Below are 18,411 nucleotides of genomic sequence, written 5' to 3'. Positions count from 1 at the left end.
GGCTTTTTTACTGATTGGCATCCAATCAGGATGGCGTCATTTCTTGCTGCCCGCCATGGCGGCATCCAGGCTGGCTTTCAGCCGGCCCAGTTCGCGTTCCAGGGCGGCGAAATTCTCTTCCGAATAGTCGAGGAAAGGCTGGCGGCAATGCTGCACGTGGCCTGGAAAAATGCGTTCGAATTCTTGCTGGCCAGCCTCGGTGAGCCGTACCACGGTGCAGCGGCGGTCGTCGGTCTGCGCCACGCGCCGGACCAGCCCTTGGGCTTCGAGGCGGTCGATCACGCCGGTCAGCGTGCCCTTGGTGATCAGGGTGTGCTCGCCGAGTTCGCGGAAGGTCATGCCTTCGGTGTTGCCGAGCGTGGCAATGATGTCGAATTGTGATGGCGTCAGTTTGGTGCGACGCAAGTCCAAATTCGACAGCTGCTCGAAGGTCTGGTAGCACTGCGCCAGCAGGCGGATGCTGCGGAAAAAACGTTCTGCCATAAGAATAAAAGGGCGCCCGGTGTGCCGGACGCCCTGAAAATGAAGCTGGCGCGTGGCGCCAGCTTCGAGTTTAGTCAGCCTTCAGGGCTTCGACTTGGATGGCGAGTTTCACTTCTGGCGAGAAACCCATCTTCACGCCGTAGTCCAGACCGAAGTCGGCGCGGTTGAACGTCCCGCTGGCGTCAGCGCCGCAGGCTTCGCGCTTGAACATCGGATGCTGGATGCACTTGAACTTGTTGATTGCCAGGGTCACCGGCTTGGTCACGCCCAGCAGGGTCAATTCGCCTTCAACGGCCACCGGGGTGATGCCATTGAACTTGATCGACTTGCTCTTGTAGGTGGCGGTCGGGAATTTCTCGACGTTGAACATATCCTTGCTCTTGGCATGTTCGTTCATCTTGTCATGGCCGAAGTCCAGCGAGGCGGCGTCGATGGTGATGTCGAGGGAGCCGGTCTTGGCGGCAGTGTCGAGAACGATGGTGCCGGAAGATTTGTTGAACTTGCCGCGCCAGAGCGAGATGCCCATGTGGTCGGCTTCGAAGCTCGGGAAAGTGTGGTTCGGCTCGATGTTGTAGGCGGTCGGGGCGGCAAATGCCGAAACCGCGGCGAAGGCCAGTGCTGCTGCTGCGATGTGCTTGAGTTTCATGCTTGAATCCTTGTCAGAGTGATAGAGAAAATAAAACAGGGGTGATGAACGATGGCAGGGAGATTTTTCTCCCTGGCCTTCTTATTGCGCCGTAACGACGCGGAATTTGATGACGACTTCGTCGGCGACCATGCTGGTGTCTTTCCATTCGCCTTCGCCGATGTTGTAGGTCAGCCGCTTGATCGGCACGGCGCCTTCGAAAATCTGGTTGGCGCCTTCTTTCTTCACCGTCAATGGAAAGACCACGTCGGCAGTCTTGCCCTTGATCGTGAGCTTGCCGGCGACGTCGAGCTTGCCGCCGGCGGCCGGTTTGATACTGGTCGAGGCAAAGCTGGCTTTGGGATGCTGGGCGGCGTTGAACCACTCCTTCTTCATCACTTCGCCATTGAATTCGGCGCTGCCGAGGTCGAAGCTGGCGATGTCGATATCGACATTGGCCTTCGAAGCTTCCGGCTTGGCGGCGTTGTAGTCGATCTGTGCAGTGAATTTCTTGAACTTGCCGTCGACCGGCACGCCCATTTGCTTGGAGACGGCAGACACGCTGCTCTTGGCGGCGTCGACATTAAGTGCGGCGTAGGCCAGGCCGGACAGCGCCAGGCACAGGAGGGCGGTGCTGCCGGTACGGATCAGTTTGCGTGGTGTCATGTTGCTAGTCCTTTTCGGAAAGTGCTCGGGAAATCGATAGGGAAGACTCAGGGCAGCATGCGCTTGAGCACGCCGTCGCGGTCGATGAACTGGTGCTTCAGTGCTGCGGCCATATGCACGGCCACGGCAGCCAGCAAGCTCATGTTCAGCCAGTAATGCACTGCCTTGAGCACGACCTTCAATTCAGGATTGGGTTCGATCAGCACCGGCAGCGGCAACACACCGAGATAAGTCACCGGCACGCCGGCGGCCAGGCTGTAAAAATAGCCGGATACGGGAATAGCAAACATCAGTACGTACAGCAAGCCATGCAGCAGGGAAGAAATCTTGACTTGCCAGGATGGCATGCTCATCGGCAGCGCGGGCGCTGCGTGTGTCAGGCGCCACAGCAGGCGCATGGCAGCCAGCGCCAGCACGGTAACGCCGAGCCACTTGTGCCAGGAAAAATATTTCAGCTTGGTCGGCGTCAGGCCCGGGATGTCGACCATGGTCACGCCCAGTGCGAACGCGGCAATGATCAGCAGGGCGATCAGCCAGTGCAGGGCCATGGGGGTCTTGGTATATTTTTCCATGTCTTTTTAGAAATTTGTTCAGTTTTAATTAGTTCGCATTAGGACTAATATAGCAAAAAAATCGCAAGCGTGCTTGCCGTCAAAAAATGGCGGCAAGCACGCTTGCGGCGGACGTGCCCTTAGATCTTGTGCGCCAATTCTGCGGCGATACCGATGTAATTGGCGGGCGTCATTGCCAGCAACAAGTCTTTCGCATCTTGCGGGATTGCCAGACCGGAGACGAATTCGCGCAGGGCTTCTTTCGAGATGCCCTTGCCGCGCGTGAGTTCCTTCAGTTGCTCGTAGGGGTTTTCGATGCCGTAGCGGCGCATCACGGTTTGCACCGGTTCGGCCAGCACTTCCCAGGTGGCCTCGAGGTCGTCAGCCAGGCGCGCCGGGTTGACTTCCAGCTTGTTCAGGCCGCGCAGGCAGCTGTCGTAGGCCAGCAGTGTATAGCCGAAACCGACGCCAATATTGCGCAGCACGGTGGAGTCGGTGAGGTCGCGCTGCATGCGCGACACCGGCAATTTTTCCGCCAGGTGCTTGAGCACGGCGTTGGCCATGCCGAGGTTGCCTTCGGAATTCTCGAAGTCGATTGGGTTGACCTTGTGCGGCATGGTGGAGGAGCCGATCTCGCCGGCCTTGGTGCGCTGCTTGAAGTAGCCCAGCGAGATGTAGTTCCAGATATCGCGGTTCAGGTCGAGCAGGATGGTATTGGCGCGCGCTACGGCGTCGAACAGCTCGGCCATGTAATCGTGCGGCTCGATCTGGATGGTGTAGGGATTGAAGACGAGTCCCAGGCGCTGTTCGATGACGTTCCTGGAAAAGGCTTGCCAGTCGTAATCCGGATAGGCCGACAGGTGCGCGTTGTAGTTGCCGACTGCGCCATTCATCTTGCCGAGGACGTCAACGGCGGCGATGCGTTTGGCGGCGCGCTGCAGGCGCGCCACCACGTTGGCGATTTCCTTGCCGAGCGTGGTCGGGCTGGCCGGCTGGCCATGGGTGCGCGAGAGCATCGGCAGCGCGGCGTTGGCGTGGGCGATTTCCGTCAGCTTGGCGACGAGTTCTTGCAGCGCCGGCAGCATGACGGTGTCGCGGGCAGCTTTCAGCATCATGCCGTGGGAAGTGTTGTTGATGTCTTCCGAGGTGCAGGCGAAGTGGATGAACTCGGCCGCGCCTTGCAGTTCTTCCGTGATGGATGCATCGATGTTCAGCGTGCGCGCCGGCAGATGGGCATAGCTCGATGGCAGCGGCAGGCCGATGGATTCCTTCAGCCAGTACTCGACCGCTTTGACGTCATGGTTGGTTACCGCTTCGATTGCCTTGATGCGGGCGGCATCGGCTTCGGTGAAATCGGCGGCCAGCTTGTCGAGCAGGGCGCTGGCGGCAGCCGAAAACGGCTTGATCTCGGCAAATCCGGCGGCCGACAGCGCCTGCAGCCATGCAATTTCGACCTTGACGCGATGGTGCATGAAGCCTGCTTCGGACAGGATCGGGCGCAATTTGTCGGTTTTGGCGGCGTAGCGGCCATCGAGCGGGGAGAGGGCGGAAAGCGCGGAGAGTGACATGGCAGGATTGGTGAAATGAAGAAGAATAATCCGCCATTTTACCATTCGCGGGCAACGCCAATCCGCCGTGCCATGGGCGCTGGCGGGTACCGGCCCGCGCCCTGCTGATAGGGTGCCAGTGGCAGCCGGTGGTATAATCGGCACCCGAATTTCCCCCCTGCAATCGCCATGAAATTGATCGGTTCCCTCGCCAGCCCGTATGTGCGCAAAGTGCGCGTGGTCATGGCGGAAAAAAAGCTTGACTACCAGTTCATCCTTGAAAACGTCTGGAGCGAGGACACCACCATCCATGAGGCCAACCCGCTCGGCAAGGTTCCCTGCCTGGTGATGGAAGACGGCGGCGCCATGTTCGATTCGCGCGTAATCGTCGAATACCTGGATACCTTGACGCCGGTGGGCAAGCTCATCCCCGGGCAGGGACGCGAACGTGCCGAAGTCAAATGCTGGGAAGCGCTGGCCGATGGCGTGCTCGATGCCGGGGTGCTGGCGCGCCTGGAACGCACCCAGCGTCCCGAAGCGCAGCAAAGCGCATCCTGGATCGCGCGGCAACTGGGCAAGGTGAATGCCGGGCTGAATGCGATGTCGGTCGGCCTGGGCGATAAGCCTTTTTGTGCCGGCAACTATCATACGCTGGCCGATGTGGCGGTCGGCTGCACGCTCGGCTGGCTGAATTTCCGTTTCCCCGAAATCAAATGGGGCGAGGATTATCCCAATCTTGCCCGCCATTTCGACAAGCTGTCGGAACGGCCGTCATTCAAGGATACGGTGCCGCAGTAACTCAGTCTTCCATTTGCGACTGCAGGTAGTTTTGCAAGCCGATTTTGTTGATCAACTCGATCTGCGTTTCCAGCCACTCGATGTGTTCTTCGGTATCGTCCAGGATCGCCTGGAAAATCTGGCGCGAGACGTAATCGCCGGCGGCTTCGCAAGCCTTGATGCCATCCTTGACCGTGGCGTGCGCCGCCTGTTCCAGCTTCAGGTCGCAATCGAGCATTTCCGGTGTCGATTCGCCGACCATCAACTTGTTCAGCGCCTGCAGGTTTGGCAAGCCTTCCAGCATCAGGATGCGATTGATCAGATTGTCGGCATGCTTCATCTCGCCGATCGATTCGTCGTATTCCTTCTTGCCGAGCTTTTGCAGGCCCCAGTGCTTGTACATGCGGGCATGCAGGAAATACTGGTTGATCGCAGTCAATTCATTGGTCAGCTGCGCATTCAGCAGCTTGATGATGTTGGCATTGCCTTTCATGGTCGCCTCGGCACGGGTGAGAAATCGGTTTGAGAATAACAGGATGATAACGCAAACCGGCAGCGACTTGTTGCGGCATTTGAGAGGGCGATTGCGGCGCCCTCCTGCCGTAAATGAGTATTATTTCGCGTTCGGATCGGTGATGAAACCGATCTTGGTCAAACCGCCGGACTGGGCCGCCGCCATGACTTGTGCCACCGTTTCATATTGGGTGGTGCGTTCGGCACGCAAGTGCAGTTCCGGTTGCGGCGCATGTTTTGCCGCTTCGGCGATGCGCAGCTTCAGCTGCTCCATGTCAATCTGGTCCGCATTCCAGAACACCTTGCCTTGCGCATCGATCGCCAGGTTGATGTTGTCCGGCTTGGTTTCATTCGGTTGATTGACCGCCTGTGGCAGATCGACCTTGACAGTATGGTTGATGACGGGGATGGTGATGATGAAGATGATCAGCAACACCAACATCACGTCGACCAGCGGCGTCGTGTTGATCTCGGGGTTGAAATCATCGTCATTGCTGTCGGAAAAAGAACCCATCGACATCAGGAGGCTCCCACGACTGCTAGCTTGCCGCTGCCTGCGCCATCCTTGCCTGTGCCGCTGCGGGCGCCGGTGACGAACAGGGCATGCAGGTCAAAGCCGAACTTGTGCAGGCGCGCGGTGACATTCTTGTTGCCGCGGACCAGGGCGTTATAGCCGAAGGATGCCGGAATCGCCACTGCCAGGCCAAGCGCGGTCATGATCAACGCTTCGCCGACCGGGCCGGCCACCTGGTCGATGCTGGCCTGGCCGGAGGAGCCGATCGATACCAGGGCGTGGTAAATGCCCCAGACGGTGCCGAACAGGCCGACGAAAGGCGCACTCGAGGCGACTGACGCGAGCACCGCCATGCCGGTCTGCAGCTTGGAAGTTACTTCATCGATGGCCTGGCGCAGCGACAGGGTGATCCAGTCGCTCACCGACAATTCGTCGTGCAAATGCCCCTGGTGCGCGCTGTGGTGCTGCATGGCGCCGACGCCGGCGCTCGCCAGCACGGCAAATGGATTGTTGCTGCCGAGCGTAGCCAAGCCTTCTTGCAAGGTGGTGGCATCCCAGAACTGGTGGCCAGCGGCCTTGGCCGCGCGCCGGTACTGCAACAGTTGCAGCGCCTTGGTGACGATCACGTACCAGGAGGCGATCGACATGGCGATCAGCAGGACAGCGACGCTCTTGGTGACAAGATCGCCTTGCTGCCACAGGTTATCCAATCCGTACGGACTTGCTTGCATGATGTTGTTTCCTCAGTTATCCAGTTGAAAGCTGATCGGCAAAATCGCATAGACCGGGACTGGCCTGCCATTTTCCGTATAGGGTTTGAAGACGGCGCGCAAGGCCGCCTGGCGCGCAGCTTCGTCCAGGCGCGGCACGCCCGAGGACTTGTGGATGTCGGCGCGTTCGGCGCGGCCGCGTTCTGTGATCAGGATGCGCAGCATCACCGTGCCTTCCTCGCCCATGCGGCGCGACAGCGCCGGGTATTCCGGGCGCGGCGGCTGCAGGTATTCGACGCCGCTGGTGACGGTGCGGGGCTGAACTGGTGCCGCGGGTACGACCGGGCCGGGGGTGGCTGTTGCCGGTGCGCTGTTGGCCGGTGCGGTCGCGGCTGCCGGTTCGGCGGGGGCCGGCGCCGGCGCCGGCTCGGCTTGCGTGGTGATCGCTTTGGGCGCGGGTTGCTGCGGCGGTTTGGGGGTGACGACCGGTTTCACCGGTTTCGCCGGCTTCGGGACGGGCTGCGGCAGGGGCGGCTGCGGCGCTGCGGGTTTGGGCGCCGGCGCCGGCTGCGCGGCGATCAATATGGCGACGATTTCCTTGGGTTCCGGTGGTGCCGGCTGTTGCATCAAGCCGCTTTGCATGACATAGAAAAAACCGATGTGCAGCAGAATCACCAGTCCGAGCGGGCCCGCTTGCTTCAGGAGATGTCCTTGTCGGCTGGGTCCGTTGGCGGGCGTCGGGGCGTCGGGAGGCTGGCTGGCAAGCATGGAAAATGGATGGATGGACGGGCGCTCATCGGCAAGGCTTTCTGATGATGCAAGGGATGTCATGATACCGGAAAGCGCCATCCGCCTGATTAGGCCGCCATGGCCTGCATGGGGAACAGCATCGACGGCTTGGTTTCCCGGCATTCGCGCAGCACTTGCTTGGCGCACGAATGGCATTTGCCGCAGCAGGTGCCAACGTCCAGGTGCTTGCGCAAATCCGCCAACGTGGTCATGCCTTCGTCAGCCGCCTGGCGGATTTTTCGATCGGAGACATTATTGCAAACACAAACAATCATTACGTTACCCGATAAGTCAAATAGGGAAATGCGTACTCACGCAGTCAGAATCAGCTTGTTTTGCTGCGTTACCCGCAGCTTGTAGATCCGGCCGCCGTGGTCGATTTCGACTTCGCGCGCCAGCTCGAACAAATCCTGCGACATGAGCCGGACGACCGCACCCGACCCTACTGGGACAATTGCCGAAGGCGGTGACGGTGGCTGTTTGCCGGAGTTTGAGGCGCTGTTCATTTGCAATCTAACTATGAATGAGAACAATTCGTATTTAGATTATGGGGTAGTTGGTGGAATTATGCAAGTACTTCATTCAATGCGATGGCGTATGGATCTGCCCTGCTTTTTGCCGATATGGCTGTAGGATTGGATTCGATAGAAAGCTAGATTTTTCCCAGGAAAATTAAATTTCCTAAAAGAGGCTACCAAGAGGTGGCCTCTTTTATTTTAGGGGACGTCTGTAGCAAGCGGAACAGCACCATACCGCGCTTCACCCATTGCTTGAGCGTCAACAGCCTTGAGATGGCCGCATCACCCTTTGCGCAAATGTCCGGTAGGTAGCGCCGTGGTGTATTTGACCTGACTGAGGGCAAAACTACTTCTGATGCTTGCGACTCCTGGTATCTGCGTCAAGCACTCCAGCAGCAGGGTCTGATATTTGATCAGGTCTTCGATCACCACGCGCAGCATGAAGTCTGCCTCTCCGCTCATGAGATAGCACTCCATGACTTCCGGCCGCATGGCGATGGCGCGCGTGAAAACTTCAAGGGAGTCCTTGTCTTGCTGCTTGAGCGTGACATGGACGAAGACGTTGACCGCAAGCCCAAGCTTCAGCGGATCGACCAGGGAAACCGAGCCCCGGAGAACGCCACTTTGCTTCAAATCCACCACGCGACGCCAGCAAGGCGACGCTGACAGGCCTATCCGTTCCGCCAACTCGGCGTTGCTCAATTCCGCATTCTGCTGCAGCTCATCCAGGATGCGGAGGCTGGCTTCATCCAAGATCACATGGCTCAAGAATACTTTCTCCTTATTATGGAAAAAACTAGGTAAATTTAACCCAATTATGACTTGTTGAAGGTTATATAGGTAATTAATTTCTGCTGAATATGCGTAATATGTTCTGCAAATAGACAATTTCGCGTCCGTCTCATGAACATATCAAAAACGTCATTTAGCCCGTCTCGGGCTGACTCATCGCCGCTCGCCGGGAGCGGCACTTTGGCTTGGCTCGGGGTTATGGTGTTGCTTTGGGGACTTAGCTGGCCCGCAACCAAACTTGCGCTGGATTCCGTGCCGCCCCTGTGGCTGGCTGCCATCCGATTTGGCAGCGCCGCATTGTGCTTGTTCGCCTTTCTCGCGGTCCGCGGCTCACTGGCATTCCCGCCTCGGGCAGACTGGCCCATCGTCGCCAGCATGGGACTGCTGCAGATGATGGTGTTCACGGGCCTGGGCATGATCGCCATGACGCACGTGGACACGAGCCGCGCGGTGCTTCTGGCATACACTACGCCGTTGTGGGGTGTGATTGCTGGGTGGTTACTGTTTCGCAATGCTCCTACTCGATGGCAGCTCCTTGCTCTGGCTGTGGGCTTGACGGGTATTGGCCTGATTTGCTCGCCTTGGGAGATGGACTGGGCTGCACCGGGTGCAGCCATGGGGGCGGTCTTCCTGGTGATCGGCGCCATCAGTTGGTCGGTAGTGATCCTGCATATCAAGCGCCATCGGTGGACAGCATCACCGTTGTCGCTTGCGCCCTGGCAGATGCTGATTGCCACTGTGCCGCTCGCTGGTTTTGCATTGGCACTGGAGGGTTCTCCAGCCGCGATCCCGTTTGATCTGCGGCTCCTGGAACTGCTGTTCTTTATCGGTCCAGTGGCGACTTCGGCCTGCTTCGTGATTTCTGCCGAGCACGGCCGCCGCATCAGCAGCTTTGCTATGTCCACCTTCACGCTGGGCGTGCCACTGGTCGGCATCCTGGCTTCGATACTGCTCCTGGGTAACCGGTTGTCTCCGCTTTTTGCCGCGGGCTTGTGCCTCATCCTCGTCGGCATGGCGCTGGCTGCCGCAGCGACTACGCGACGAAGCACTTGATACCAGTTCACTCCGCTAAATGGACGTATGCTGCGCGCACATTGCGCGGCGCATACAACAAATGACAGGAAACTACGTGGCGATCCTACTGCAACTGTCCACGGCCGCTGCCGCCAGGAAAATTTGGCAGCAGGCTGGCTTAGCCGAGGTAATCCAGCATTTCCGGACCGAATACTTCCCGATGCAGTCGCGCAGCCGGTGTCCCTGCAGCGATCAGCGCCTGCCATTGCTCGCGCATGAAAGCCAGCGGCCCGCACAGGTAGACATTGGTTTCCGTGCGCGGCCAGGATGGCAGCCGGACCGCATCCATGCGGCCGGCATGGAGATCGCGCGCGGTTGTTGCGGACGCGGTTTCATGGAAGGTGAGCACCCGGAGGTTGGGCATGGCCGCCTTGGCGGCGGCGACATCGGCCTGGTGGGCGTGATGCTCCGCGTCGCGCGCGGCATGCGCAAAAATCACATGGCGCGCCGGATTGACCCGGGCGATGTGGTTCAGTGCCGCCACCATCGGCGTGATGCCGACCCCGGCCGACAGCAGCACGACCGGCTCGCTGGATTCCACGTCGGGGGTGAAGTCGCCGAAGGGATGGGTGATCTGCAGGATGTCGCCAGCCTTGACGTTTTCATGCAACCAGTTCGATACCTGGCCGGCGGGCGCTTGCGGATTTCCCGCTTCGCGCTTGACCGAAATGCGCAAATGCGCCGCCAGCGGCGTGTCCGACAGGCTGTATTGCCGCAACTGCCGGCTGCCATCGGCGAAGCTGACCGCCACGCTGACATACTGGCCCGGCTTGAATCCCGGCAGCGCCTTGCCATCGACGGCTTGCAAGGTGAATGACAGCACATCCTCGCTTTGCCGGACCACTTCCGTAACACGGACGGCGCGCAATTCGCCCGCCGCGACGCCGGCCTCGGCATACAGTTCGCGTTCGGCCGCAATCAGGGCGTCGGCAAGTTCGCCATACGCTTCATCCCAGGCCGCCAGCAGCGGCGCGGTGGCGGCTTCGCCCAGGGTTTCCTGGATGGCGCCCAGCAGGTGGCGGCCAACGATGGGGTAGTGTTCGGCGCGGATGCCCACCGAAGCGTGCTTGTGGACGATGCGCCTGACCACTGGCGCCAGGGCTTGCGCATTGTCGATATTGGCCGCATAGGCAAACACGGCGGCCGCCAGCGACTGTTGCTGGGCGCCGTTGGCCTGGTTGCCCATGTTGAACAGCTTGGTCAGTTCGGGGTGTTCGGCAAACATGTTGCGGTAAAACGTGCTGGTGATGGCAAGGCCGTGCTCGCGCAATACGGGCACGCTGGCATCGATGTAGGGACGTGAAGCAGGTGAAACCATATTTCCTCCAAAATTATGCATATAAAATGCAACTTAAAACACAAAAAACAAGCTCATCGAGTGAGCGGTCAGGCAATCTCCAGGCGGGCTCGAAGCTTACGCCAGCTGTTTCATGAAGTCGCGCTGCATGCGCACGATTTTCTCTCCGGTTGATCCTGCGGTAATGTCGGCCAGGGTGTAGCGGTCCATGGCGGCGTAAAACGCCCGCAAGCCATCGGCGAGGGCGCCGCGCAATATGCAGTCGGGGCTGAGGCGGCACGCCTGGCCGCTGCAATCAGCCAGTTCCGCTTCGCCTTCCAGTTGGCGCAGGACGGCGCCGATCTTCAGCGACGCCGGTGCGACATGCAGGCGCAGTCCGCCATTGCGTCCGCGCGTGGCCTGTATCCAGCCGCAGCGCGCCAGCTGGCCGACCACCTTCACCAGATGGTTGACGGGGATGTCGAACTGGCTGGCAATTTCGGCAACGGTCACCGGCGCGGGACGTTCGCCGCTGCGGGCAAGGTAGATGAGGACACGAAGTCCGATATCGGAAAATCGGGTAAGGCGCATGGCAGTCAATGAGTTCAGGCAAGCATTCTATCAAACATGCTTTTAAGATGCACCTTTTATGTTGCGGCCTGCCATGCGCGCATTCGGCTTGTCAGGCTTTATCGATTGATGATGCCGCCGCCCAGGCAAACCTCGCCCTGGTACAGCACCGCCGATTGCCCCGGCGTCACCGCCCATTGCGGCGTGGTGAAGGACAGCGCGAATTCATCCGCGCCCATTGCCTGGAAACTGCCGGGCACATCGGCTTGCCGGTAGCGGGTCTTGGCCGACAGCGCAAGCTCCACGGGCGGCGTGCCGGCGATCCAGCTCGCCTGCGCGGCCACCAGGCTGGTCGACAGCAGCCACGGATGATCGTGCCCCTGAACCACGTAGAGCGTGTTGGTCTCGATATCCTTGCGCGCGACGTACCAGGGATCGCTGCCGCCATCGGCGTTCTGGTGGCTTTTCATGCCGCCGATGCCGATGCCCTTTCTTTGCCCGAGGGTGTAAAAGGACAGGCCGACGTGTTCGCCGACGGTTTCGCCTTCGGGCGTTTTCATCGGTCCCGGCTTGTAGGACAGGTAACGATTGAGGAATTCGCGGAAAGGGCGCTCGCCGATGAAGCAGATGCCGGTCGAATCCTTTTTGGCGGCATTCGGCAAGCCGATTTCTTCGGCGATCCGACGCACTTCGGTCTTGTGGATTTCCCCCAGCGGAAACAGGGTTTTCGACAACTGCGCCTGGTTCAGCCGGTGCAGAAAGTAGCTCTGGTCCTTGCTGGCGTCGACTGCCTTGAGCAGTTCGAAGCGGCCGGCATTGGCCCCGCTGCCGGCTTCGCGCACCCGCGCATAGTGGCCGGTGGCGATCAGGTCGGCGCCCAGCTTCATGGCATGATCAAGGAAGGCCTTGAACTTGATCTCGGCATTGCACAGCACATCCGGATTGGGCGTGCGGCCGGCCTGGTATTCGCGCAGGAATTCGGCGAATACACGCTCCTTGTATTCGGCGGCAAAATTGACCGCCTCGATATCGACGCCGACCACGTCGGCGACGCTAGCGGCATCGATCCAGTCCTGGCGCGACGAGCAATATTCGGAATCGTCATCGTCTTCCCAGTTTTTCATGAACAGGCCGATCACTTCATAGCCTTGTTGCTTGAGCAACCAGGCCGATACCGAAGAATCGACGCCGCCGGACATGCCGATCACCACCCGTTTAGCCATTGAATGCTCCGATGGCATCCGGATGGGTGTACAGCAGCGACAGCGGCGCGCGCTTGCCCTGCCGGTAATCGTCCACGCACTGCAGCACCAGCGGACTACGGTGTTTGTCCCGGCTAGCCAGCAATTCGTCGTAATCCATCCATACCGTGCGCAGGATGCCTTCGTCCAGCGGCTGATCGTAGCCGGCGCCCAGTTCGCCGGAGAAGGCAAAGCGCAGGTAGGTCACTTCCTGCCCGGTGCGTGAAGACAGGTAGCGCGACATGTAGACGCCGACCAGGGCGGTGGCTTCGAAGTCGTGCGCGGCCTCTTCCAGGGTTTCGCGGGCAACCGCCTGGATCAGCGTTTCGCCCGGATCAAGGTGGCCGGCAGGCTGGTTGAAGCGGATGCCGTCGCTGGTTTCTTCTTCCACCAGCAAAAAGCGGCCGCCGCGCTCGATGATGGCGGCGACTGTGACGGCGGGTTTCCAGGTTGCTGAAGTCATGTCGGGGATGGCCGCGCAGCACATCGCAGCCCATGAGGCAGGCAAGATGGCCGCAGCATTTTTTGAAAGACCGTCATTTTACCGTGACGGTAAGGATTTATCGCGGCTACCAGGGCGGCGATGTGGTGGTCGCAAGGGGAATGGGGAGGGGGGCCAAGGCGATAATACAATCGATGTATTGATTTTTAGCAAGTTGACTTGAGGAATTGTCTGGAAAATGGTCGAAAAGCAAGGCATTATTTCATGATGTCGAACAAAGTTTGTGTATATTTCTTTTGGGAAATATATCGCCAGAATTCCGGCGTTTTGACGATATTGCCGCAGGTGCTACGACAGCGCGGAATTGCGTGTAATATTTCACGGGTTTTTTCGATTTTTCGGAAATCCATGAAAATCGGCATTGCCGCCGAGCTCGCGACGGGTGCCGAATGCGCTCGTATTATTTTTTCCATTGCTGTCCACTGATACAGGCGCGATGGTAGCAACATGCAGTAATGCAGTCAGGAGAAGTAAATGCAACGTATTATGTTACGCGCAAAGATCCACCGCGCATCCGTCACCCAGTGCGACCTGAATTACGAAGGTTCTTGCGGCATCGACGAAGAATTGCTGGAGGCGGCGAATATCCTGCCGTTCGAAAAAATCGATCTGTACAACGTCAATAACGGCGAGCGCTTTTCTACCTATGCGATCAAGGGCAAGCGCGGCAGCGGCGAAATTTCCCTCAACGGCGCCGCGGCGCGCCTGGCGCATCTGGGCGACTTACTGATCATTTGTACTTACGCCCCAATGAGCGACGAAGAGATAAAAACCTATCAGCCGAAAATTGTTTTCGTGGACGACAATAACCGGATGACCGGTCTGAAGAAATAAAATTTGCGGCGTGCTTCGATCGCCGCAGATCAGGTTTTGAAAAACGATCCCGCTGCGCCTGGGAGGGCTTAGCGGGATCGGTGCCATTAGAGGCAAGGCAAGCCCTCAAGCAATTTCCGGGCACGCAAAAATTACAATGAAACAGGGAGGTAAGACTTATGGCTTTAGTGATTGGGATTCCCCGGGAAACTTATCCCGGTGAAAAACGTGTGGCAACCGTGCCTGAGGTGGTGGAAAAGCTCATCAAGCTGGGCTTTGCCGTCGCCGTAGAATCCGGTGCGGGGGACGCGGCGAATTTCAGCGATGACACCTATCGTGCCGCTGACGCGCAGGTAGTCGAAGGTGCCGCTGCATTGTGGGCTGCCGCCGATATCGTCTTCAAGGTGCGTGCGCCGGACGCCAATGAGCTTGCCCTCGTGCGCTCCGGCACGACGCTGGTCAGCTTCATCTGGCCGGCGCAAAACCCGGAACTGATGCAGCAGCTCGCCGCCAGGAATGTCACCGTGCTGGCCATCGACTCGCTGCCGCGCCAGCTTTCCCGCGCTCAGAAGATGGACGCGCTGACTTCCATGGCCGGCATCAGCGGCTACCGCGCCGTCATCGAGGCCGCCAATGCCTTCGGCCGTTTCTTCAATGGCCAGATCACTGCTGCCGGCAAGATCCCGCCGGCCAAGGTCTTCATCGCCGGTGCCGGCGTGGCCGGCCTGGCTGCCATCGGCACCGCCGCCAACCTGGGCGCAATCGTGCGCGCCAATGACACCCGACCGGAAGTGGCGGACCAGGTCAAGTCGCTGGGCGGCGAGTTCGTGAAAGTCGATTACGAAGAAGAAGCTTCCGGCGGCGGCGGCTATGCCAAAGTGATGTCAGAAGGTTTCCAGCAAGCCCAGCGCGAGATGTACGCCAAGCAGGCCAGGGAAGCGGATATCGTCATCACCACCGCACTGATTCCTGGCAAGCCGGCGCCGAAACTCATCACCGCCGAGATGGTGCAATCGATGAAGCCGGGCAGCGTGATCGTCGACATGGCAGGCGAGCAGGGCGGCAATTGCGAATTGACCGAGCCGGGCAAGGCCGTGGTCAAGCATGGCGTGACCATCATCGGCTACACCGATTTGCCGAGCCGCCTGGCCAAGCAATCGAGCACGCTGTACGCCAGCAATTTGTTGCGCCTGACGGAAGAGCTGTGCAAGACCAAGGATGGCAAGATTGACGTCAACATGGAAGACGATGCCATTCGTGGGCTGACCGTCATCAAGAATGGCGAAGTCACCTGGCCGCCGCCACCGCCCAAGCTGTCGGCAGCGCCGGCAGCCAGCGCCGCCAAACCGGCTGCCGTGCCTGCGCCGAAGGCGCATGGTCACGGCCACGGCGCCCCGGCCTCCGGTACCAGCATCGCCATCACGTTCGGGATTGCGGCTGCGTTGTTCTGGCTGATCGGCGCATTTGCCCCGGCGGCCTTCATCGGCCATTTCACGGTGTTCGTGCTGGCTTGCTTCATCGGTTACATGGTGGTGTGGAACGTCACGCCAGCCTTGCATACGCCGCTGATGAGTGTGACCAACGCGATTTCCAGCATCATCGCCATTGGCGCGCTGGTGCAGGTTGCGCCACCGCTGGAAGGCGGCACCGGCCGCCCTGACGACTGGATCCGCTGGCTGGCCGTGATCGGCATCGTGCTCACCGCAATCAACATGTTCGGCGGTTTCGCCGTGACCCGCCGCATGCTGGCGATGTTCCGCAAATAAGTATAAAGAAAGGCGAAACTCAAAATGTCTGAAAGCCTCACTATCGTCGCCTATCTGGGCGCAGCGATTCTTTTCATCCTGAGCCTGGGTGGCTTGTCTCACCCGGAAACCTCCCGTCGCGGCAACCTGTACGGCATCATCGGCATGACGATTGCCGTGCTGGCAACCATACTTGGCCCGCGCGTTGCGGCAGCCGGCATTCCATGGGTCGTCGGCGCCATGGTGGTCGGCGGCGCCATCGGCCTGTATGCGGCACGCGTCGTGAAAATGACGCAAATGCCGGAACTGGTGGCGTTGATGCACAGCCTGGTCGGCCTGGCTGCCGCGCTGGTCGGCTACGCCAGCTACATCGACCCGGCAGCATCGGCGCATTATGCAGGTGCTGAAAAGACCATCCATGACATCGAGATTTATGTCGGCATCCTGATCGGCGTGGTGACCTTCTCCGGTTCGCTCATCGCCTTCGGCAAGCTGTCGGCCCGGATCGGCGGCAAGCCCTTGCTGCTGCCCGGCCGTCACTTGCTGAACCTGGCAGGATTGCTGGTGGTGGTTTACTTCGGCATCCAGTTCGTGCGGGCCGAGTCGATCGAGGCGGGCATGCTGCCGCTGGCGGTCATGACGGTCATCGCTTTCCTGTTCGGCATTCACATGGTGATGGCGATCGGCGGCGCCGACATGCCGGTAGTGGTGTCGATGCTGAACAGCTATTCCGGCTGGGCGGCGGCGGCGACCGGCTTCATGCTGTCGAACGACTTGCTGATCGTGACCGGCGCCCTGGTGGGCTCCTCTGGTGCGATCCTGTCCTACATCATGTGCCGCGCCATGAACCGCAACTTCCTCAGCGTGATTGCCGGCGGCTTCGGCGGCGGCGCCGGCAAGCCGGCGGCAGCCAAGGGCGAAGCAGAGCCGCAAGGCGAAGTGGTGGCAGTCAGCGCCATCGAAACCGCCGAGCTGCTGCGTGATGCCAGGAACGTCATCATCGTGCCCGGCTACGGCATGGCGGTGGCGCAGGCGCAGCACATCGTCAACGAAATCGTCCAGGACTTGCGCGAAAGGGGGATCAATGTACGCTTCGGCATCCATCCTGTGGCAGGCCGCATGCCAGGTCATATGAACGTGCTGCTGGCCGAAGCGCGGGTGCCTTACGATATCGTCATGGAGATGGATGAAGTCAACGCAGACTTCCCGGAGACCGATGTGGCGATGGTGATCGGCGCCAACGACATCGTTAATCCGTCGGCGGCGGAAGATCCGGCCAGTCCGATCGCCGGCATGCCGGTGCTGGAAGTCTGGAAAGCCAGGACCTCCATCGTCATGAAGCGCAGCATGGCTTCCGGCTATGCGGGTGTCGACAATCCGCTGTTCTACAAGGAAAATAACCGCATGCTGTTCGGCGACGCCAAGAAGATGCTGGACGACGTGCTGGTGGCTTTGAAGGCAAGCTGAGCGCGTTGGCGCAAGAGAAAAAACCACGTGCCAGGCACGTGGTTTTTTTTCATCTAACGCCAGCCGAACATCATCTGTTCCGCGAGAATTTTTTTGGCAGGCTTGAATACGTCAAACAAGCCCAGCGACAGGCCGAGCAATCCTTGCACGGCCGGCCTTTGCGGGGTGTCGACGAAAATGCGCGCCATGACGTCGGTGAGGCGGATCGTCACATCGCGATCGGCTTTCTGCTCTGTGGCGAACCGTTCCAGCATGGCCGGCGAGGCATCCTGCGCCAGCAGCCGCGCCAGCACAGTGGCGTCGCGCAAGCCTAGGTTCAGGCCTTGCCCCGCCACGGGGTGCAGGGTTTGCGCAGCATTGCCGATGGCGACCGTGCGCGCCGATGTCGCCGGGCCAGCGTTCAGGCCGAGCGGGAAAGTATTGCGCTGCGAAACCTGGGTGAAGCGTCCCAGGCGATTGCCGAAGGCCTCGCCCAGCGCCGCCAGGAAGGCCGTATCCGGCAAGCCGATCAGGTGTTCCGTGCTGGCCGGATGGGCGCACCACACCAGCGCATAACCGTCATCCTGCGGCAGCAAGGCCAGCGGCCCCTCGTCGGTGAAGCGCTCGAAGGCGCGCTGCGGCAGCGGCGCGCTGGTTTTGACATGGGCGATGATGGCGATCTGGCCATAGTCGCGGCGCAGCGACTTTGTCGTTTGCGCGCCGAATACGCCGCCTTCGGCCTGCACCAGGATGCGGGTGGAAAGTGCCGTGCCGTTTTCCAGTTGCAGATCGACGCCATCGGCCGTCTCGTTGACGGCATCGGCATGGGCCGGGCGGATCACCTGCGCGCCGGCCGTATAGGCGGCATCCGACAGCGCCGTCACCAGTTGGCCGTAGCGGGTGACATAGCCCAGCGCCGGCACGCCGAATTCGCTGCGGTCGATCAGGGTGCGGCCGAAATGGCCGCGGCGCGAGACGTGGATCTGGTGGATCGGGTCGGCTACCCTGGGCCAGGCGCCGATGCCTTCCAGTATCTGCCGGCTGCCGTGCGACAGCGCAATCGAGCGCGGGTCCTGCGCCACCTGGTCAAGCGTCTTGGCGTCGATCAGCGCAATGCGCGCGGGCGCCGCGCCGCGCCTGACCAGCAGGCTGGCCAGCGCCAGGCCCACCGGGCCGGCGCCGAGGATGGCGATGTCGAAGTCCTTGCCGGGGTTGCTGCCGGAGTTGCTGCCGCTGTTGCTACGGTCGGGCGCCATCCT

23 protein-coding genes are annotated in these 18,411 nt (G+C 60.2%); 6 read left to right on the top strand and 17 right to left on the bottom strand.

What is annotated here, in order from left to right; all coding sequences use genetic code 11:
- Positions 1 to 36 precede the first annotated feature (36 nt).
- The 5 genes from D3878_RS11760 to purB form a co-directional block, all read right to left on the bottom strand.
- On the bottom strand, positions 37 to 483 hold the full coding sequence (locus D3878_RS11760; RefSeq protein ID WP_119785629.1) for a MarR family winged helix-turn-helix transcriptional regulator: 447 nt from the start codon (positions 481 to 483) through the stop codon (positions 37 to 39).
- 70 nt (positions 484 to 553) lie between these two features.
- Positions 554 to 1,129 (bottom strand): YceI family protein, encoded by a 576-nt coding sequence (locus D3878_RS11755; protein ID WP_119785628.1) that lies wholly within the window; start codon positions 1,127 to 1,129, stop codon positions 554 to 556.
- Between the two features lie 81 nt (positions 1,130 to 1,210).
- Positions 1,211 to 1,774 (bottom strand): YceI family protein, encoded by a 564-nt coding sequence (locus tag D3878_RS11750; RefSeq protein WP_119785627.1) that lies wholly within the window; start codon positions 1,772 to 1,774, stop codon positions 1,211 to 1,213.
- Between the two features lie 47 nt (positions 1,775 to 1,821).
- Entirely contained in the window at positions 1,822 to 2,346 is a 525-nt protein-coding gene (locus D3878_RS11745) for a cytochrome b (RefSeq protein ID WP_119785626.1), read from the bottom strand.
- Between the two features lie 119 nt (positions 2,347 to 2,465).
- The gene (gene purB, locus D3878_RS11740) at positions 2,466 to 3,893 is read right to left on the bottom strand and encodes an adenylosuccinate lyase (RefSeq protein WP_119785625.1); all 1,428 of its coding nucleotides are present in this window, start codon (positions 3,891 to 3,893) and stop codon (positions 2,466 to 2,468) included.
- A 168-nt stretch (positions 3,894 to 4,061) separates the two neighbouring features.
- Between purB and D3878_RS11735 the strand changes: the two genes are divergently transcribed.
- Positions 4,062 to 4,670, top strand: a complete 609-nt coding sequence (locus D3878_RS11735) for a glutathione S-transferase N-terminal domain-containing protein (RefSeq protein ID WP_119785624.1) — start codon at positions 4,062 to 4,064, stop codon at positions 4,668 to 4,670.
- A gap of 1 nt (position 4,671) precedes the next feature.
- Here the strand turns inward: D3878_RS11735 and bfr are convergent, their stop codons facing one another.
- From bfr to D3878_RS11700, 7 genes are all read right to left on the bottom strand, one after another.
- On the bottom strand, positions 4,672 to 5,142 hold the full coding sequence (gene bfr, locus D3878_RS11730) for a bacterioferritin (RefSeq protein WP_119785623.1): 471 nt from the start codon (positions 5,140 to 5,142) through the stop codon (positions 4,672 to 4,674).
- Between the two features lie 120 nt (positions 5,143 to 5,262).
- Positions 5,263 to 5,682: an ExbD/TolR family protein gene (locus D3878_RS11725; protein WP_119785622.1), complete on the bottom strand. Its 420-nt coding sequence runs from the start codon at positions 5,680 to 5,682 to the stop codon at positions 5,263 to 5,265.
- On the bottom strand, positions 5,682 to 6,407 hold the full coding sequence (locus D3878_RS11720; protein ID WP_119785621.1) for a MotA/TolQ/ExbB proton channel family protein: 726 nt from the start codon (positions 6,405 to 6,407) through the stop codon (positions 5,682 to 5,684). The genes D3878_RS11725 and D3878_RS11720 overlap by 1 nt, the downstream gene beginning before the upstream one ends.
- A gap of 12 nt (positions 6,408 to 6,419) precedes the next feature.
- The gene (locus tag D3878_RS11715) at positions 6,420 to 7,217 is read right to left on the bottom strand and encodes an energy transducer TonB (RefSeq protein ID WP_119787853.1); all 798 of its coding nucleotides are present in this window, start codon (positions 7,215 to 7,217) and stop codon (positions 6,420 to 6,422) included.
- 26 nt (positions 7,218 to 7,243) lie between these two features.
- Positions 7,244 to 7,450 (bottom strand): (2Fe-2S)-binding protein, encoded by a 207-nt coding sequence (locus tag D3878_RS11710; protein ID WP_119785620.1) that lies wholly within the window; start codon positions 7,448 to 7,450, stop codon positions 7,244 to 7,246.
- A 36-nt stretch (positions 7,451 to 7,486) separates the two neighbouring features.
- Positions 7,487 to 7,681, bottom strand: a complete 195-nt coding sequence (gene hemP, locus D3878_RS11705; RefSeq protein WP_119785619.1) for a hemin uptake protein HemP — start codon at positions 7,679 to 7,681, stop codon at positions 7,487 to 7,489.
- Positions 7,682 to 7,975: 294 nt separating this feature from the next.
- The gene (locus D3878_RS11700; RefSeq protein WP_119785618.1) at positions 7,976 to 8,461 is read right to left on the bottom strand and encodes an Lrp/AsnC family transcriptional regulator; all 486 of its coding nucleotides are present in this window, start codon (positions 8,459 to 8,461) and stop codon (positions 7,976 to 7,978) included.
- Positions 8,462 to 8,683: 222 nt separating this feature from the next.
- On the opposite strand from D3878_RS11700, the gene D3878_RS11695 reads away from it, so the two are divergent.
- Positions 8,684 to 9,538: a DMT family transporter gene (locus D3878_RS11695; RefSeq protein ID WP_199688150.1), complete on the top strand. Its 855-nt coding sequence runs from the start codon at positions 8,684 to 8,686 to the stop codon at positions 9,536 to 9,538.
- A gap of 139 nt (positions 9,539 to 9,677) precedes the next feature.
- On the opposite strand, the gene hmpA is transcribed toward D3878_RS11695, so the two are convergent.
- The 4 genes from hmpA to D3878_RS11675 form a co-directional block, all read right to left on the bottom strand.
- The gene (gene hmpA / locus D3878_RS11690) at positions 9,678 to 10,877 is read right to left on the bottom strand and encodes an NO-inducible flavohemoprotein (protein ID WP_119785617.1); all 1,200 of its coding nucleotides are present in this window, start codon (positions 10,875 to 10,877) and stop codon (positions 9,678 to 9,680) included.
- A gap of 96 nt (positions 10,878 to 10,973) precedes the next feature.
- Positions 10,974 to 11,426 carry an RrF2 family transcriptional regulator gene (locus D3878_RS11685; protein WP_119785616.1) on the bottom strand — a complete coding sequence of 151 codons (453 nt, stop codon included), beginning with the start codon at positions 11,424 to 11,426 and terminating at the stop codon, positions 10,974 to 10,976.
- Between the two features lie 98 nt (positions 11,427 to 11,524).
- Complete coding sequence (gene mnmA / locus D3878_RS11680; protein WP_119785615.1) at positions 11,525 to 12,628, bottom strand: tRNA 2-thiouridine(34) synthase MnmA; 1,104 nt, start codon at positions 12,626 to 12,628, stop codon at positions 11,525 to 11,527.
- Positions 12,621 to 13,109 (bottom strand): NUDIX hydrolase, encoded by a 489-nt coding sequence (locus tag D3878_RS11675; RefSeq protein WP_119787851.1) that lies wholly within the window; start codon positions 13,107 to 13,109, stop codon positions 12,621 to 12,623. Before D3878_RS11675 ends, mnmA begins: the two co-directional genes overlap by 8 nt.
- A 243-nt stretch (positions 13,110 to 13,352) precedes the next feature.
- On the opposite strand from D3878_RS11675, the gene D3878_RS24345 reads away from it, so the two are divergent.
- The 4 genes from D3878_RS24345 (at position 13,353) to pntB (ending at position 17,173) form a co-directional block, all read left to right on the top strand.
- Entirely contained in the window at positions 13,353 to 13,574 is a 222-nt protein-coding gene (locus D3878_RS24345; RefSeq protein ID WP_233556318.1) for a hypothetical protein, read from the top strand.
- Positions 13,575 to 13,622: 48 nt separating this feature from the next.
- Positions 13,623 to 13,982 carry an aspartate 1-decarboxylase gene (panD, locus tag D3878_RS11670; RefSeq protein WP_119785614.1) on the top strand — a complete coding sequence of 120 codons (360 nt, stop codon included), beginning with the start codon at positions 13,623 to 13,625 and terminating at the stop codon, positions 13,980 to 13,982.
- Between the two features lie 158 nt (positions 13,983 to 14,140).
- Positions 14,141 to 15,727, top strand: coding sequence for a Re/Si-specific NAD(P)(+) transhydrogenase subunit alpha (locus D3878_RS11665; RefSeq protein WP_119785613.1), 1,587 nt, complete (start codon positions 14,141 to 14,143; stop codon positions 15,725 to 15,727).
- Between the two features lie 24 nt (positions 15,728 to 15,751).
- Positions 15,752 to 17,173 carry a Re/Si-specific NAD(P)(+) transhydrogenase subunit beta gene (gene pntB / locus D3878_RS11660; RefSeq protein WP_119785612.1) on the top strand — a complete coding sequence of 474 codons (1,422 nt, stop codon included), beginning with the start codon at positions 15,752 to 15,754 and terminating at the stop codon, positions 17,171 to 17,173.
- A gap of 53 nt (positions 17,174 to 17,226) precedes the next feature.
- Here pntB and D3878_RS11655 read toward each other — a convergent pair whose 3' ends face one another.
- The gene (locus D3878_RS11655) at positions 17,227 to 18,408 is read right to left on the bottom strand and encodes a UbiH/UbiF/VisC/COQ6 family ubiquinone biosynthesis hydroxylase (RefSeq protein ID WP_119785611.1); all 1,182 of its coding nucleotides are present in this window, start codon (positions 18,406 to 18,408) and stop codon (positions 17,227 to 17,229) included.
- Between the last annotated feature and the right edge of the window lie 3 nt (positions 18,409 to 18,411).

This window comes from Noviherbaspirillum sedimenti (assembly GCF_003590835.1).
GTDB classification, from domain to species: Bacteria; Pseudomonadota; Gammaproteobacteria; order Burkholderiales; family Burkholderiaceae_D; genus Paucimonas; species Paucimonas sedimenti.
This window is presented reverse-complemented; position numbering and strand designations above follow the sequence as displayed.

Coding starts and splice junctions, on each gene's coding strand:
- D3878_RS11760 (WP_119785629.1), bottom strand. CDS start 483: ATGGCAGAACGTTTTTTCCGCAGCATCCGCCTGCTGGCGCAGTGCTAC.
- D3878_RS11755 (WP_119785628.1), bottom strand. CDS start 1,129: ATGAAACTCAAGCACATCGCAGCAGCAGCACTGGCCTTCGCCGCGGTT.
- D3878_RS11750 (WP_119785627.1), bottom strand. CDS start 1,774: ATGACACCACGCAAACTGATCCGTACCGGCAGCACCGCCCTCCTGTGC.
- D3878_RS11745 (WP_119785626.1), bottom strand. CDS start 2,346: ATGGAAAAATATACCAAGACCCCCATGGCCCTGCACTGGCTGATCGCC.
- purB (WP_119785625.1), bottom strand. CDS start 3,893: ATGTCACTCTCCGCGCTTTCCGCCCTCTCCCCGCTCGATGGCCGCTAC.
- D3878_RS11735 (WP_119785624.1), top strand. CDS start 4,062: ATGAAATTGATCGGTTCCCTCGCCAGCCCGTATGTGCGCAAAGTGCGC.
- bfr (WP_119785623.1), bottom strand. CDS start 5,142: ATGAAAGGCAATGCCAACATCATCAAGCTGCTGAATGCGCAGCTGACC.
- D3878_RS11725 (WP_119785622.1), bottom strand. CDS start 5,682: ATGTCGATGGGTTCTTTTTCCGACAGCAATGACGATGATTTCAACCCC.
- D3878_RS11720 (WP_119785621.1), bottom strand. CDS start 6,407: ATGCAAGCAAGTCCGTACGGATTGGATAACCTGTGGCAGCAAGGCGAT.
- D3878_RS11715 (WP_119787853.1), bottom strand. CDS start 7,217: ATGACATCCCTTGCATCATCAGAAAGCCTTGCCGATGAGCGCCCGTCC.
- D3878_RS11710 (WP_119785620.1), bottom strand. CDS start 7,450: ATGATTGTTTGTGTTTGCAATAATGTCTCCGATCGAAAAATCCGCCAG.
- hemP (WP_119785619.1), bottom strand. CDS start 7,681: ATGAACAGCGCCTCAAACTCCGGCAAACAGCCACCGTCACCGCCTTCG.
- D3878_RS11695 (WP_199688150.1), top strand. CDS start 8,684: ATGGTGTTGCTTTGGGGACTTAGCTGGCCCGCAACCAAACTTGCGCTG.
- hmpA (WP_119785617.1), bottom strand. CDS start 10,877: ATGGTTTCACCTGCTTCACGTCCCTACATCGATGCCAGCGTGCCCGTA.
- D3878_RS11685 (WP_119785616.1), bottom strand. CDS start 11,426: ATGCGCCTTACCCGATTTTCCGATATCGGACTTCGTGTCCTCATCTAC.
- mnmA (WP_119785615.1), bottom strand. CDS start 12,628: ATGGCTAAACGGGTGGTGATCGGCATGTCCGGCGGCGTCGATTCTTCG.
- D3878_RS11675 (WP_119787851.1), bottom strand. CDS start 13,109: ATGACTTCAGCAACCTGGAAACCCGCCGTCACAGTCGCCGCCATCATC.
- D3878_RS24345 (WP_233556318.1), top strand. CDS start 13,353: ATGATGTCGAACAAAGTTTGTGTATATTTCTTTTGGGAAATATATCGC.
- panD (WP_119785614.1), top strand. CDS start 13,623: ATGCAACGTATTATGTTACGCGCAAAGATCCACCGCGCATCCGTCACC.
- D3878_RS11665 (WP_119785613.1), top strand. CDS start 14,141: ATGGCTTTAGTGATTGGGATTCCCCGGGAAACTTATCCCGGTGAAAAA.
- pntB (WP_119785612.1), top strand. CDS start 15,752: ATGTCTGAAAGCCTCACTATCGTCGCCTATCTGGGCGCAGCGATTCTT.
- D3878_RS11655 (WP_119785611.1), bottom strand. CDS start 18,408: ATGGCGCCCGACCGTAGCAACAGCGGCAGCAACTCCGGCAGCAACCCC.